Origin of the sequence: Micromonospora endophytica, from assembly GCF_003236305.1 — a bacterium.
Lineage (GTDB): Bacteria > Actinomycetota > Actinomycetes > Mycobacteriales > Micromonosporaceae > Micromonospora > Micromonospora endophytica.
Genome location: NZ_POTX01000168.1, coordinates 1 through 13904 on the forward strand (window position 1 = coordinate 1; position 13904 = coordinate 13904).

The 13904-nt window shown below is 72.2% G+C and carries 15 protein-coding genes and 1 pseudogene; all 16 read left to right on the top strand.

Annotated elements, in window-relative coordinates:
• Positions 1-145 precede the first annotated feature (145 nt).
• Positions 146-1564, top strand: coding sequence for an FtsW/RodA/SpoVE family cell cycle protein (locus tag C1I93_RS21275; RefSeq protein ID WP_111245076.1), 1419 nt, complete (start codon positions 146-148; stop codon positions 1562-1564).
• Positions 1564-2670 (top strand): undecaprenyldiphospho-muramoylpentapeptide beta-N-acetylglucosaminyltransferase, encoded by a 1107-nt coding sequence (murG, locus tag C1I93_RS21280; protein ID WP_111245063.1) that lies wholly within the window; start codon positions 1564-1566, stop codon positions 2668-2670. The genes C1I93_RS21275 and murG overlap by 1 nt, the downstream gene beginning before the upstream one ends.
• A 120-nt stretch (positions 2671-2790) precedes the next feature.
• A complete protein-coding gene (gene murC / locus C1I93_RS21285) occupies positions 2791-4323 on the top strand; it encodes a UDP-N-acetylmuramate--L-alanine ligase (protein ID WP_111245064.1) in 1533 nt (510 codons plus the stop codon).
• Positions 4320-5135 carry a cell division protein FtsQ/DivIB gene (locus C1I93_RS21290; RefSeq protein WP_111245065.1) on the top strand — a complete coding sequence of 272 codons (816 nt, stop codon included), beginning with the start codon at positions 4320-4322 and terminating at the stop codon, positions 5133-5135. The genes murC and C1I93_RS21290 overlap by 4 nt, the downstream gene beginning before the upstream one ends.
• A gap of 249 nt (positions 5136-5384) precedes the next feature.
• A complete protein-coding gene (ftsZ, locus tag C1I93_RS21295) occupies positions 5385-6500 on the top strand; it encodes a cell division protein FtsZ (RefSeq protein ID WP_111245066.1) in 1116 nt (371 codons plus the stop codon).
• Positions 6501-6509: 9 nt separating this feature from the next.
• Positions 6510-7256 (top strand): YggS family pyridoxal phosphate-dependent enzyme, encoded by a 747-nt coding sequence (locus tag C1I93_RS21300; RefSeq protein WP_111245067.1) that lies wholly within the window; start codon positions 6510-6512, stop codon positions 7254-7256.
• Between the two features lie 196 nt (positions 7257-7452).
• A complete protein-coding gene (gene sepF / locus C1I93_RS21305) occupies positions 7453-8151 on the top strand; it encodes a cell division protein SepF (RefSeq protein ID WP_111245068.1) in 699 nt (232 codons plus the stop codon).
• A 29-nt stretch (positions 8152-8180) separates the two neighbouring features.
• Positions 8181-8486 (top strand): YggT family protein, encoded by a 306-nt coding sequence (locus C1I93_RS21310; RefSeq protein ID WP_111212523.1) that lies wholly within the window; start codon positions 8181-8183, stop codon positions 8484-8486.
• A gap of 44 nt (positions 8487-8530) precedes the next feature.
• Positions 8531-9331, top strand: coding sequence for a DivIVA domain-containing protein (locus C1I93_RS21315; protein WP_111245069.1), 801 nt, complete (start codon positions 8531-8533; stop codon positions 9329-9331).
• 76 nt (positions 9332-9407) lie between these two features.
• Positions 9408-9968 carry a hypothetical protein gene (locus C1I93_RS21320; protein WP_111245070.1) on the top strand — a complete coding sequence of 187 codons (561 nt, stop codon included), beginning with the start codon at positions 9408-9410 and terminating at the stop codon, positions 9966-9968.
• Between the two features lie 10 nt (positions 9969-9978).
• The gene (locus C1I93_RS21325) at positions 9979-10293 is read left to right on the top strand and encodes a DUF167 domain-containing protein (RefSeq protein WP_111245071.1); all 315 of its coding nucleotides are present in this window, start codon (positions 9979-9981) and stop codon (positions 10291-10293) included.
• 207 nt (positions 10294-10500) lie between these two features.
• Complete coding sequence (locus C1I93_RS21330) at positions 10501-10920, top strand: TraR/DksA family transcriptional regulator (protein ID WP_111245072.1); 420 nt, start codon at positions 10501-10503, stop codon at positions 10918-10920.
• Between the two features lie 67 nt (positions 10921-10987).
• Positions 10988-11647, top strand: coding sequence for a signal peptidase II (locus tag C1I93_RS21335; RefSeq protein WP_111245073.1), 660 nt, complete (start codon positions 10988-10990; stop codon positions 11645-11647).
• Positions 11644-12588: an RluA family pseudouridine synthase gene (locus C1I93_RS21340; RefSeq protein WP_111245074.1), complete on the top strand. Its 945-nt coding sequence runs from the start codon at positions 11644-11646 to the stop codon at positions 12586-12588. Before C1I93_RS21335 ends, C1I93_RS21340 begins: the two co-directional genes overlap by 4 nt.
• 35 nt (positions 12589-12623) lie before the next feature.
• Positions 12624-13652, top strand: a complete 1029-nt coding sequence (locus tag C1I93_RS21345; RefSeq protein WP_111245075.1) for a hypothetical protein — start codon at positions 12624-12626, stop codon at positions 13650-13652.
• A 95-nt stretch (positions 13653-13747) separates the two neighbouring features.
• A pseudogene (locus tag C1I93_RS32650) lies at positions 13748-13904 on the top strand (ATPase); the annotation flags it as partial.

Below are 13904 nucleotides of genomic sequence, written 5' to 3' on the forward strand. Positions count from 1 at the left end.
GGTAGGGATCGAGGAGGCGGCGCCGACCGGGGGGCCGGGCGGCAGCTCGCGCTCAGCCGGATCCGGCACCGGCGGCACCCGGACGACGGAGCCGGGCCCGGGTGGCGCGACGCCGGAGAGTGGGCCGTGGCGCGGGCTGGACGCGATGGGTGGACTGGCCGCGCTGCGCGGCCTGCTGGCCCGGCCGCTGGCCTCCTACCACCTGCTGCTGGCCAGCGCCGGGCTGTTGCTGCTGATCGGCCTGACCATGGTCTTCTCGGCCACCAGCGTGCGCGACTACGCCGAGGGCGGCAACGCCTCGGCGTCCCTGACCAAGCAGGGGATCTTCGCCTTCATCGGCATCGTGGCGTTCTGGGCCTGCCAGCGGTTGCCGGCCCGCACCTACCGAGCACTGGGCCGGCCCGCGCTGGCCGTGGCGGTGGGGGTGCTGGTGCTGCTGAACCTGCTGGTGGCGTACGGGCGGTTGACCGACGGCGATGCCCGGATCGGGCCGCTGGAGGCCGAGCTGCTCGGGCTGTACGTCGGCGGTGTCGGCGTGCAACCCTCCGAGCTGGCCAAGTTCGCGCTGGTGCTGTGGGGGGCGTACGTGCTGGCCCGCAAGGGCGCGGCGCTGGGCTGGTGGCGGGAGTTGGCCACGCCGCTGTTCCCGGTGGTGGGCCTGATGTTCGTCCTGGTCGGCTACAACGACCTGGGCAGCATGCTCTGCCTGGTGGCCCTGGTGGTCGGCCTGCTCTGGGCGGCGGGGGTGCGGCTGCGGGTCTTCGCCGCGCTCAGCGCGATCGGCCTGGTCGGCATCGGCCTGCTGGTGGCGGTGGCCTCGCTCGGCGCCGGTTCCGGCGTCCGGGGCGAGGAGAACTACCGGCTGGCTCGACTTACCGTCTTCGTCAACCCGCCGCCGCTGGAGGGGTGCAAGGAGCAACTCTGCTACCAGATGGTGCAGGCCCGGTACGCCATCGTCAACGGCGGGTGGTTCGGCACCGGTCTCGGCCAGGGGCGCAGCAAGTGGGCCTGGTTGCCGGCGGCGGAGAACGACTTCATCTTCGCGGTGATCGCCGAGGAGCTGGGGGTGGTCGGCTGCGTGGTGGTGGTCACCCTCTTCGCGGTGCTGGCCTACACCGGGCTGCGGATCGCCCGGCGGGTCGACGACCCGTTCCGCCGGCTCGCGGCTGCCGGTGTCACCGCCTGGCTGGTCGGGCAGGCGTTCATCAACATCGGTGGCGTGATCGGCCTGCTGCCGCTGACCGGCGTACCGCTGCCCTTCATCTCGGTCGGCGGCAGCGCCCTGGTCGTCACCCTGGCGGCGGTCGGGATGCTCGCCTCGTTCGCGCGGGCGGAACCCGATGCGGCCAGAGCCCTGCATGCCCGTCCACCGGCCCGGTGGGTCCGACTAGTGTGGGCACCGTTGCCGCCGCTTCCCGGCCGGCGCCGCCGCGCGGCGCCGCCGTCGGCTGCCCGGGGGACCGTGCCCCAGGCGCGTAAGCGGCGCAGGGACGATCAGGCCGCACCGCGTGGCGCCCGGGACGGCCGGGGTCGCGGCGGGACGGCGGACGAGAGGAGACGGTGATGGGTCCGCTGCGTTCGGTGGTGCTCGCGGGAGGTGGCACCGGAGGACACATCTACCCGTTGCTCGCCTTCGCCGACTGCCTGCGCCGACACGACCCCGGCGTCCGGATCACCTGCCTCGGCACGCCGAAGGGGCTGGAGAACGAGCTGATCCCGCCGGCCGGCTACGACCTGCGGAACATCCCGGCGTACCAGCTGCCCCGGTCGATAAACATGAACCTGGTCCGCACCCCGGGCCGGATGTGGACCGCGGCCCGCGCCGCGGGCAAGGTCATCGACGAGGTACGCGCCGACGTGGTGGTGGGCTTCGGCGGGTACGTCTCGGTGCCGGCGTACCTGGCCGCGTGGCGGCGGGAGTTGCCGATCGTCATCCACGAGGTGAACGTGCCGCCGGGGGTGGCCAACCGGCTGGGGATGCGGTTCACCAAGCACGTCGCTGTCGGGTTCCCGCACCAGCCGGCGCAGGCCGAGTCGCTGCGGGACGCGCGGGTGGTGGGTGTCCCGCTGCGCCGCGCCATCTCCGGCCTGGACCGGGCGGCCATGCGCAACGCGGCCCGCGCCCACTTCGGACTCCGTCCGGATCTGCCGGTGCTCTTCGTGGCCGGCGGCTCGCAGGGCGCCCGGTCGATCAACCTCGCGGTCGCCGGTGCGGCGAAGGAACTGGCCCGCAACGGCATCCAGGTGTTGCACGTGATGGGGGCCCGCAACGAGCCGGTGCCGATCCCCACCGACCTGCCGGTGCCGTACGTGACCCTGCCGTACCTGTCCGACATGGACGCCGGCTACGCCGCCGCCGACCTCATGCTGGGCCGGGGCGGCGCGATGACCTGCGCCGAGGTGGCCGCGATCGGCCTGCCGACGATCTACGTGCCGTACCCGCACAGCAACCAGGAGCAGAAGCGCAACGCGCTGCCGGTGGTCGAGGCCGGTGGGGGCCTGCTCGTCGACGACGGTGAGCTGACTCCGGACTGGCTGGAGCGGACGGTGATCCCGCTGATCCGCGACCCGCAGCGGCTGTACGCGATGGGTGCCGCCGCCGCGGCCTACGGCCGGCGCGACGGCGACGAGGCGCTGCTCAACTTCGTCCACGAGGCGGTGTCCCAATGAGCGCGAGGAGTGAGCCGGTTTTGCGAGCCCCGCAGTCGCGAACGAGAGGTGGGCTCCAGTGAGCGCGAGGAGTGAGCCGGTTCTGCGGGCCCCGCAGTCGCGAACGAAAGGTCAGCTCCGATGACGACGTTCAGTCCGGCGGGCACGCTGACCGCCGAGGATCTGGGTCACATTCACCTGATCGGGGTGGGTGGGGTCGGGATGAGCGGCCTGGCCCGGCTCTTCCTCACCCGGGGGCTGCCGGTCTCCGGCAGCGAACTGCGGGAGTGGCCGTCCCTGGCCGGCCTGCGGGCGCTCGGCGGGACCATCCACATGACCCACGAGCCGGCCAACCTGGACGGTGTCGACACCGTGGTCTACTCCTCGGCCATTCCCGCCGACCACCTGGAGATGGTCGAGGCGCGCCGGCGCGGGCTGCGGGTGCTGCACCGCTCGGAGGCGCTGGCGGCCGCGATGACCGGTCGCCGTACGGTGGCGGTGGCCGGCACCCACGGCAAGACCACCACCACCTCGATGGTCACCATGGTGCTCCAGCAGGCCGGCACCGATCCGTCCTTCGTGATCGGTGGGGAGATCTCCGAGGTGGGTTCGGGAGCGCACCACGGCACCGGCGAGTACTTCGTGGTCGAGGCGGACGAGAGCGACCGCTCGTTCCTCATCTACCGCCCGTTCGTGTCGATCATCACGAACATCGAGGCGGACCACCTCAACACCTACGGCGACCTGGCCAACCTGGAGGCCGCCTTCGCCGAGTTCGCCCGGCTCACCGATCCGGCGGGTTTCATCGTGACCTGCGCCGACGATCCCGGCGGGCGGCGGCTGGCGGCCACCCTGCGGGCCGAGGGCCGTCGGGTGTACACCTACGGCGAGGCCGCCGACGCCGACCTGCGGTGCAGCGAGATGGCGTCCTCGGCGCGCGGGGTGCGCTATCTGGCCCAGATCGAGGGCCGGTCGCTCGGCGAGTTCCGGCTGCCGGTGCCGGGGCGGCACATGGGACTCAACAGCGCCTCGGCGGTGTTGGCCGCGTATCTGCTGGGGTTGCCGCTGGCGGCGGCCGAGACCGCGCTGGGGGTCTTTCCCGGCGTGCGTCGCCGGTTCGAGCGTAAGGGCGTCGCCGACGGCGTGCTGGTGTACGACGAGTACGCCTACCACCCGACCTCGATGACCTTGGCGTTGCAGACGCTGCGCGAGGTGGCCGGGGACGGCCGACTGATCGTCGTCTTCCAGCCCTATCGGCTCTACCGCACCCGGGACCTCCAGTCGGAGATCGCCGAGGCGCTCGCGATCGCCGACGAGCTGGTGCTGTTGGAGGTGTTCGGGCCGGGCGAACAGCGGGGTCCGGGGGAGGGATCCGCGGCGCTGGTCGAGGCGGTGTCGTTGCCGGCGGAGCGGAAGGTCTTCGTCGACTCGTGGGAGGACGCGCCGGTCGAGGTGGCGCGGCGGGCCCGCCCCGGGGACGTGGTGGTGACGATGGGCGCTCCGCCGATCTCGTTGCTGGGTGACGAGCTGCTGGTCGCGCTGACCGCGCGGGCCGCTGATCCGCAGGCGTCGGTCGGCACCGCGCCTGGTGGTGCGGCCGGCGGGTCGACAAGCATCGGTGGCACCGTCCCGGGCGGCGTCGGGGTCGACGGCGCGGCGCCCGTGGCGGAATGAGCCCCGGTCCGGCCCGCGGACGCGGCACCGGTGTCGACGGCGGCGCGGGTCGGCGCACCACCCGCCGGTGGCAGCTGGTCCGCGCGGGCCGGGACGCGGTGCCCGCCTCCACCCGACGGTTCATGGCGCGGGCCCGACGTCGCCGGATGCGCGCGGCGCTGCCCTGGGCGGTGGCCGGTGGTGTGCTCGGGCTGGCCGGGCTGGTGGCCTGGACGCTGCTCGGCACCGGCCTGTTCGGGGTGCGGGAGGTGCGGGTGGAGGGTGCCGAACTGGTGACGGCGGTGCAGGTACGCACCGCGGCGGAGGTGCCGGACGGCGCTCCGTTGGCCCGGTTGGACCTGGCCGACCTGGCCGACCGGATCGGCGCGCTGCCGCCGGTGGAACGGGTGACGGTGACCCGGGACTGGCCGGATGCGTTGGTCGTGCGGCTCACCGAGCGGACCGGGGTGGCGGTGGTGCCCAGTGGTGAACAGTTCGTCGTGCTCGACGCGGCCGGGGTGGCGTTCCGGACGGTGCCGCAGCGCCCGGCGGATCTGCCGTTGATCCGGCTGGCGGAGCCCGGCCCCGACGACCCGGCCACCCGGGCGGGGCTGGAGGTGCTCGCCGCGCTCACCCCGCGACTGCGCGCGGAACTCGTCGAACTCAGCGTCGAGAGCCTGGCCCGGATCAGCGTACGGCTGCGCGGTGATCTGACGGTTTTTTGGGGCGACGCGACCCGTGGCCCGGACAAGGCCCGGGTGGCCACGGCACTGCTCGACCAGGATGCGGCCCGGATCGACGTCAGCGCGCCGGACGTGGTGACCTTCCGGTGAGTGGCGGGTCAGCCGGGGTGCCGGCTGTGAGGCGTGGCGCTGTGCCGGCGACACGCCGGGCGGGTCCTTGGCTCATCGCTTTGCTGCGCTTACGTTGCCCCGAAGAGGATCAGTGGTTGACATAACTCTCACCCTCTAGTAGAGGATGAGGGTTTGCCTCTGGACCCTGCTGGTGACAGCTGCGTCGACCGGCGGTCCGGCCACGCCGGAAACGGTCGGGGAAGCCAATCTCGAAGGGAAGGACCGGAGATGACACCTCCGCACAACTACCTGGCGGTCATCAAGGTCGTCGGCATCGGGGGCGGCGGCGTCAACGCCGTCAACCGGATGATCGAGGTTGGACTCAAGGGCGTCGAGTTCATCGCGATCAACACGGACGCGCAGGCGTTGCTGATGAGCGATGCCGACGTCAAGCTCGACGTTGGCCGGGAGCTGACCCGGGGGCTGGGTGCCGGCGCCAACCCGGACGTCGGTAAGAACGCCGCCGAGGACCACCGCGACGAGATCGAGGAGGTGCTCAAGGGCGCCGACATGGTCTTCGTGACCTGCGGCGAGGGTGGCGGCACCGGCACCGGCGGCGCGCCAGTGGTGGCGAACATCGCGCGCAAGCTGGGGGCGCTGACCATCGGCGTGGTGACCCGACCCTTCTCCTTCGAGGGCAAGCGCCGCCAGGTGCAGGCCGAGGCGGGCATCGACGAGCTGCGCAACCAGTGCGACACGTTGATCGTCATCCCCAACGACCGGTTGCTGGCGCTCGGCGATCGCAACATCAGCATGATGGACGCGTTCCGCACCGCCGACCAGGTGCTCCTCTCCGGTGTGCAGGGCATCACCGATTTGATCACCACGCCGGGTCTGATCAACCTCGACTTCGCCGACGTCAAGAGCGTGATGAGCGGCGCGGGCAGCGCGCTGATGGGCATCGGCAGCGCCCGTGGTGAGAACCGCGCGGTGGAGGCGGCCGAGGCGGCCATCTCCAGCCCGCTGCTGGAGCAGAGCATGGACGGCGCGCGCGGGGTGCTGCTCTCCATCGCCGGCGGATCGGACCTCGGTCTTTTCGAGATCAACGACGCGGCCCAGCTGGTCACCGACGCGGCGCACCCGGACGCCAACATCATCTTCGGTGCGGTCATCGACGACGCCCTCGGCGACGAGGTGCGGGTGACCGTGATCGCGGCCGGTTTCGACGGGGGCACGCCCGCCTACAAGGCGTCCGAGTCGCCCCGGAAGACCAACCAGAACCAGCCCGCGCAGCCGAGTACGCCGGTGGTGCCGTCGCCTGCCCCGCCGGTCACACCGCAGTCGCCGCGTCGGGTGCTCTTCGACGACGTCGACGTGCCCGACTTTCTCAAGAACGGGTCCTGAACACCGCCCATGACCGATAGTCCCGCCCAGGTGCGCCCCGACCGGCGTGCCGAACTCGCCGCCGGGCTGGCGCGCGTACGCTCCCGCATCGCCGACGCCTGCGCCGCCGCCGGCCGCGAGCGGAGCGAGGTGACCATGATCGCGGTGACCAAGACCTATCCGGCCTCCGACGTGATCGCGCTGGCCGGCCTCGGCGTGACCGACGTCGGGGAGAACCGGGACCAGGAGGCGGCCGCCAAGGCGGCCCAGGTCGCGGCGGCCCGGGTCACCCCACGCTGGCATTTCATCGGCCAGTTGCAACGCAACAAGGTGAAGTCGGTGGTCCGGTACGCGGACATGGTCCAGTCGGTCGACCGGGTCCGCCTGGTGTCCGCCCTGGACGTGGCCGCGACGGCCGCCCGGGATCGGCAGTTGGACGTACTGGTCCAGGTGAGCGTCGACGGCGACGCGGCGCGGGGTGGCGCGGTGCCGGCTTCGTCCGACCCGGACGTCGGGTTCGGCCCGGTGGTGGAGGCGGTGGCCGCCGCGCCGGGGCTGCGGCTGGCCGGGGTGATGGCTGTGGCGCCGCTGGGCTGGGAGCCGGTGCGGGCGTTCGGCCGGCTGGCCGCCCTCGCCGAGGCGCTGCGGGCGGAGCATCCGCAGGCCACCATCGTGTCCGCGGGCATGAGCGGCGACCTGGAGGCGGCGATCAGCCAGGGCGCGACACATGTCCGCGTCGGCAGCGCGTTGCTCGGAATGCGTCCCACGCTGCGGTAGCCTGGCGCCAGAGAAGACAAATTACATCAGTGTTGTTTGTGGGAACGGTCTTCCCCGCGACCAGGGGGCGTGACGTGCAACGCGAATTGCGCGTCGGGGGGTTGCCGTTCCGGTCCGGTGGGCACAGAACGGTCCACTCGCGACAGGCGGCACGGTGGGGGCCGTGTCGCCCACGGCGGACGGGAAGGGCGCGGGGATGGGTGCACTGCGCAAGGCGGGGGTCTGGCTCGGACTCGTCGAAGAGGACGACGAGCGGGCCTACGACGACGGTGGCTACGACAAGGGTGGCTACCGCGAGTCGCGTTACCGGCAGAGCCGGTACGCCGAGGAGTTCGCCGACGACGAGGACGAGGCGGAGGAGCCGCCCGCGCCGCGGGCACGGCTCGGGGAACGGGGCCGGCTCAGCGAGCGGTCCGGTGGCCGCCTAAGCGAGTCCGAGCGGTTGGAGTCCGAGCGCCCGGAGCGCCCGGAGCGGGTGGAACGTTCCAGCGTACGGTCGATCACCCGCTCGACCGGGGATTCGTCAGGCGCGTTGACCTACCACACCCGGGACAATCTCGCCCTGGCCCCGCAGGCGCAGCCCCGCGAGCGTGCCGTCGTGCACGAGGAGGAGCAGCGCTATCAGATCACCACGCTGCATCCGACCACCTACCGCGAGGCCCGCACCATCGGCGAGCACTTCCGCGACGGGGTGCCGGTGATCATCAACCTCACCGAGATGGACGAGGCGGACGCCCGCCGTCTGGTGGACTTCGCCGCCGGGCTGGCGTTCGGGCTGCGCGGTACGATCGAGCGCGTGACCAACCGGGTGTTCCTGCTCTCGCCGGCCAATGTCCAGGTCACCGCGGAGGACAAGGCCAAGATCGCTGAGGGTGGGTTCTTCAGCCTGAGTTGACCCGCCCGACCCGAGGGACGCCGCCTGCCGTGTTGTCGATCTTGCTCCAGGTGCTCTACCTGATCACGTATGTCTTCCTTATTGTTCTTCTGGCCCGTTTCGTGCTCAGTGCGGTCCTGCAGTACGGGCGGCGCTGGCAGCCCGGTCGCGGAGCATCGGCCGGACTGGAATCCGTGTGGAGCGTCACTGATCCCCCGCTCTGGGCGTTGAGGCGTGTGATCCCTCCGCTGCGAATTGGTACCGTGAGCATCGACCTGGCCTCCCTTGTGCTCCTGGTTATCCTGTTCGTGCTGATGAGGTTTGTGTTAGAGCCGGCGATCATCAGGACCGCCTGATGACCGACGCGCTATCGCGGCCGCAACTGACCCGAGGAGTTTCGATGCCGCTGACCCCGGCCGACGTCCACAACGTCGCCTTCAAGAAGCCGCCGATCGGCAAACGGGGCTACGACGAGGAGGAGGTCGACGCCTTCCTGGACGAGGTTGAGCGCGAGCTCGCCCGTCTGATCGAGGAGAACAACGAGCTGCGCGCCCAGGTGGAGCGCGGCGGACGTGGCGGTGCCCCCGCCGGCCCTGGCGGCGACGCCCGGTTGGCGGCCGAGCTGAACGACCTGAAGGCCCAGCTCGACCGCACCCAGCGCGACAAGGCCGCCGCCGAGCAGGCCGCCCGCGCCATGCAGGCCGAGCTGGAGCAGGTCCGCGCCGCCGGCGGTGCGGTGGTGCCGGGTGGTGACGGCGAGCAGCAGGCGCTGCGGGTGCTGATGATGGCCCAGCGGACGGCGGACGACCACGTCTCCGACGCCCGTCGCGAGGCCGACCAGCTCCTCTCCGAGGCCCGCTCGAAGGCCGAGGAGGTCACCCGCGAGGCCCGGGCCAAGGCCGACGCGCTGGAGCGCGACGCCCGTCAGCGGCACCAGGAGGCCATGGGCGGCCTGGACGCCAAGCGCACCGCGCTCTCGAAGCACATCGAGGAGCTCAAGCAGTTCGAGCGGGAGTACCGCACCCGTCTGAAGGCGTACCTGGAGAGCCAGCTGCGTGACCTCGACGGTCGTGGTCAGGGCCTGGAGGCCGAGATGACCCGCGGCGAAGGCGCCCGCGGCGGCGGCAACGGACTCGCCGCAGCCGGCCTCGCCGGGTCGTTCGGCGGGGGTCGCTCCGGCGCCCTCGAGGCCGGCCGCTGAACCACCGGGTCGGTGATGCCGTCCGCATGGCGGCCGCCCACCCTGCTTCCTCGGTACGACGCGGCGGGGGTGAGTTGTGATCGTCGTCAGTCTCGCGCTCATCCTCGTCGCGGTGGTGCTGCTGGTGTTCGGCCTGGCAGGCGGATCCAGTCCGCTGCTGGTCGTCTCGATCGGGGCCAGTCTGCTGGCCGCCGTCGCTCTTGTCGCGGGTGCCCGCCAGGCAGCCGCTGAGCGGGCCTCGGCGTCTCGCCCGACCGGTCCCGAGCCGGACATCCCGGCTCAGCACCTTCCTCCGACCATGGGCACCGGCGATTCCGGGTGGCGGCAACCACCCGGACCGCCGGTGACCGGCCCGTCGGGTCCGGTCGCCGATCCTGACGGTCCGGCCGGTGGCGGCTACGACGACGAGCCCGCGGCCCAGGAGGTCACCCCGGAGGAGGTCGCCCAGTTGGCCCTCCTTGCCGACGAGGTGCTCGTGATCGACGGTCGGCCGCGCTACCACCTCTCGGCCTGTCCGCATGTGCTCGGGCGGGAGCACGAGGCCCTGCCGGTGGCCGAGGCGGTGGAACTCGGTTTCACGCCGTGCGCCCACTGCACGCCGGGCACCACCCTGCTGTCCCGCTCCGGTCGACTCTGAGCACGGGCCTGTGGCCGACGCGCTCACCGTCGCCGTCCGGGTGAAACCGGGGGCGTCCCGGCCCCGGGTGGGCGGCCGGTACGACGGGCCGTACGGTCCCGCGTTGGTGATCGCGGTGAACGCGCCCGCGGTCGACGGTCGGGCCACCGAGGCGGCCCGACGTGCCCTGGCCGGCGCGCTCGGCGTGCGGCGGACGGCGGTGTCGCTACGCTCCGGCGCGGCCAGCCGCGACAAACTCTTCCTGATCACCACCGCTGAAACGGATCTGTCCGATCGGTTGCGCCGGTTGCGTGAAGGCACCGACCCGACCGACCCGATCTGCTAGCGTCCCCTTTGCCCCGCTACGGCAGTAGTTGGGGCGGATTCGGTGCGGCACGTTGTCGGACGCGTGTACGTTCCGTATCCTTGCCAACCTCCGGAGTGCACGGCCAGATGTTGCCGTGCGCCCGTTTTGTACCTGGGGCGGCCGATGTGGGCGGCCCCTGTCCCAGGCGCCGCGGACCACCGCGGCTCCGTGGCCGAGGGAGCGACGATGGCCAAGCCAGCCGAGACCAGGACCGCCGGACGCAAGGCGGCGGCGAAGTCCACCCGCAGCGCCGCGGAGACCGAGAAGATCCGAGCCGCCCTGGCGGCCCGGCATGACGAGCTGCGCGCCGAGTACGATCAGACGCTGAGCGAGATCACCGAGCTTCAGCGCGACCGGCTGACCGACTCGGCCGGGGACGACCAGGCCGACACCGGCACCAAGACGTTCGAGCGGGAGCAGGAGATCTCCCTCGCCAACAGCATCCTGGAACGGATCACGCAGGTCGAACGGGCGTTGGAGCGCCTCGACGAGGGTGGTTACGGCTGGTGCGAGCGGTGCGGCAACCCCATCCCGGTGGAGCGGCTGGCCGCCTTCCCGTCGGCGACCCTCTGCGTGACCTGCAAGCAGCTGGCGGAGCGACGCTGACGGTACGCTTCCTGGCGTCCGTGCGCGGCGGTACGACCGTACCGCCGCGATCGTCGATGGGGAGCAGATGAGCGCAGCACCGCCCGCCGGATCCGGCACCGCCGAGTCGGGAACCGTTTCGAAGTCGCGGCGAAAGCCCGTCACGATCCTGCTCGGCCTGGCGGCGTTCGCGCTGGCGGTCGACCTGCTCACCAAGCACTTCGCGTTGGCCGAGTTGAGCGACCGCGAGCCGGTACGACTGCTGGGTGGCGCGGTCTACCTCTCGCTGACCCGCAACAGCGGTGCCGCGTGGAGCCTGGGTTCGGACTACACGTTCATCTTCCCGGTGATCGCGCTCGGCGTGCTGGGCTGGATCGCCTGGATGGCGCGGACGTTGCGGTCGGTGCCGTGGGCGATCTCGCTTGGCCTGGTGGTCGGCGGCGTGACCGGTAACCTGCTCGACCGGATCTTCCGGGCCCCGGGCTGGTTCGTCGGGCACGTGGTCGACATGATCAGCGTCTTCGATCCGTACGGTCGGGTCTTCCCGATCTTCAACATCGCGGACAGTGCCCTGGTCTGCGGCGTGCTGCTCGCCGTCGCGCTGGAGTTCACCGGCCGCCAGCGCGACGGCAGCCGGCTGGTCAGCGACAAGAACAGCGACCGGACCGGCGACACCGACGCGGACCCGGCGGCCACCACCGGCAGCGGTGGCGAGCACGCCGACGGCGAACGGCGGGAGCGGGCATGACCGCGACCTTCGCCGCCGGTGGCGACCACCGCAGCCTGCCGGTCCCCGACGGCCTCGACGGCATGCGCCTGGACCAGGCCGTGGCCCGGCTGTTCGGGCTGTCCCGCACGGCCGCCGCCGCGCTCGTCGACGACGGGCACGCGCTGGTCGACGGGACGGTGCGGGCCAACTCGCACAAGGTCCGGGCCGGTTCCTGGCTGGACGTGACGCTGCCCCCGCCGGCCGCCGCGCCGGCGGTGGTGCCCCAGGCGGTGCCCGGCCTGCGGGTCGTCTACGCCGACGACGACATCGTGGTGGTCGACAAGCCGGTCGGGGTGGCCGCCCATCCCAGCCCCGGCTGGACCGGCCCCACCGTGATCGGCGGGCTGGCCGGGATCGGGCACACCATCGCCACCAGTGGCGCGGCCGAACGGCAGGGGGTGGTGCACCGACTCGACGTGGGCACCACCGGCGTCATGGTGGTGGCCAAGAGCGAGCAGGCGTACAGCGTCCTCAAGCGGGCCTTCAAGTACCGCGAGGTGGAGAAGCGGTACCACGCGGTGGTGCAGGGGCACCTCGATCCGCTGCGCGGCACCATCGACGCCCCGATCGACAGGCACCCGCACCACGACTACCGCTGGGCGGTGGTCTCCGGTGGCAAACCGAGCATCACCCACTACGACACCCTTGAGGCGTTTCCCTCGGCCAGCCTGGTCGACGTGCGGCTGGAGACGGGGCGTACGCACCAGATCCGGGTGCACTTCTCCACCCTGCGCCACCCGTGCGTGGGCGACCTGACGTACGGCGCGGATCCCACTCTCGCCGCGCGGCTCGGGCTGGACCGGCAGTGGTTGCACGCCAGAGAGTTGATTTTCCAGCACCCCCGTACGGGGGACGAGGTCCGCTTCGTCAGCGACTACCCTGACGATCTGGGACGTGCGCTGGAGAGGCTCCGCGACTGACGCGCCCCGACCCGACTGGAGGAGGGGGGCCGCCCGTGCGCGTCGGTGATCTGCTTCGGCAGTTGGACCAGCTGCTGCTGCCCCGCCTCGCCGCCGCGCTGACCCGGCTCGGCCAGGCGCCGTTCCACGGCGCGCTGCTGCGGTGGACGGCGGTGCTCTCCTGCACCGCAGTGCTCTCCACCGCCGTGCTCGCCACGGAACGGCCGCTCGCGCCCGAGCTGACGATCGGCGAGGTGACCCGGGTGGGGGTCATCGACGGTGACTCGATCTCCCGCTACGAGCGCGCGGCAGCGCGTGACCTGGCCGCGCTGGAAGGCGACGGCACACCCGGCGACGGCACGTACGCCCTGGTCTCGCTCACCGAATACCTCACCCCGCAGTCGCTCGCCGAGGTGGTCGGTGACGTCCGGGTGGCGGCCGTCGTCAGTCGGGTGCCGCTGCCGGAGCGGCAGACCGAGATCGTCCGCATCCCCGCCCAACGGCTGCCCGAGGACGTGTTGACCGGCATGACCGACCTGGCCGAGCGCAGGGAGCGGGAGGCCGCCGACTACCGGTCCCGGGCCGCCGCGCTGGGCGGCGGCGGGCCGCAGGAACGCGAGCTGCGCCAGTTGTACGAGATCGGGGCGCGGACCGCGATCCAGGAGGCGACCGCCTATCGCGCCGGGTGCGCCTGCGTCTACGCGGTGGTGGTGCGGGCGCCCACGACGACGTTGCGCGGCGTGGCGGCCCGGCCGGGGGTGCGGGTGGTGGACCCGGCGCCGGAGGTCCGGCGACTGGAGGGGACCGTGTTCACCCCACCGCTGCCCGAGCAACGTGATGTGGTTCGGCCGCCGGTCGACCGTGACCTGACCCCGACACCGACACCGACACCGACCCCGAGCGTCGCCCCCGGCAGCCCGTCGCCGGATCCGGTGCCCGAGGAACGCGTACCGGGCGAGCCGGAGGTGACGGATTCGTCACCAGCACCGGCAGTGACCGCCCCGGCACCGCCGCCATCGGCCACCCTGACGCCGTCGACCTCGACAGACACCGCGGCGACGAGTGCACCCAACCCGACACCCTGACCGAAGTGGGCAGATCCTTAACCGGCCCGGTGTGGCCTGAATGGGGTTTCGTTCGTAGCCTGTCAGACGGAAACCGAAGCGCTGGGAGGCGAGCCGTGGACGGCAGCGAGACCGGTTGGGGACGGCCCGCCGAACCGGCACCGCGGTGGCGGGCGCTGCTCGACCGAGCCCGCTTCGGTGGCCGTGGTGGGGAGCAGGCGACGACCGACCGATCCGGCGAGGAGACGTTCCTGCCGCCGGACGCCCCGGCTG

What these genes read in the sequence shown, in the direction of transcription:
- C1I93_RS21275 (WP_111245076.1), top strand. Translation starts at nt 146, where the DNA reads ATGGGTGGACTGGCCGCGCTGCGCGGCCTGCTGGCCCGGCCGCTGGCC.
- murG (WP_111245063.1), top strand. Translation starts at nt 1,564, where the DNA reads ATGGGTCCGCTGCGTTCGGTGGTGCTCGCGGGAGGTGGCACCGGAGGA.
- murC (WP_111245064.1), top strand. Translation starts at nt 2,791, where the DNA reads ATGACGACGTTCAGTCCGGCGGGCACGCTGACCGCCGAGGATCTGGGT.
- C1I93_RS21290 (WP_111245065.1), top strand. Translation starts at nt 4,320, where the DNA reads ATGAGCCCCGGTCCGGCCCGCGGACGCGGCACCGGTGTCGACGGCGGC.
- ftsZ (WP_111245066.1), top strand. Translation starts at nt 5,385, where the DNA reads ATGACACCTCCGCACAACTACCTGGCGGTCATCAAGGTCGTCGGCATC.
- C1I93_RS21300 (WP_111245067.1), top strand. Translation starts at nt 6,510, where the DNA reads ATGACCGATAGTCCCGCCCAGGTGCGCCCCGACCGGCGTGCCGAACTC.
- sepF (WP_111245068.1), top strand. Translation starts at nt 7,453, where the DNA reads ATGGGTGCACTGCGCAAGGCGGGGGTCTGGCTCGGACTCGTCGAAGAG.
- C1I93_RS21315 (WP_111245069.1), top strand. Translation starts at nt 8,531, where the DNA reads ATGCCGCTGACCCCGGCCGACGTCCACAACGTCGCCTTCAAGAAGCCG.
- C1I93_RS21330 (WP_111245072.1), top strand. Translation starts at nt 10,501, where the DNA reads ATGGCCAAGCCAGCCGAGACCAGGACCGCCGGACGCAAGGCGGCGGCG.
- C1I93_RS21335 (WP_111245073.1), top strand. Translation starts at nt 10,988, where the DNA reads ATGAGCGCAGCACCGCCCGCCGGATCCGGCACCGCCGAGTCGGGAACC.
- C1I93_RS21340 (WP_111245074.1), top strand. Translation starts at nt 11,644, where the DNA reads ATGACCGCGACCTTCGCCGCCGGTGGCGACCACCGCAGCCTGCCGGTC.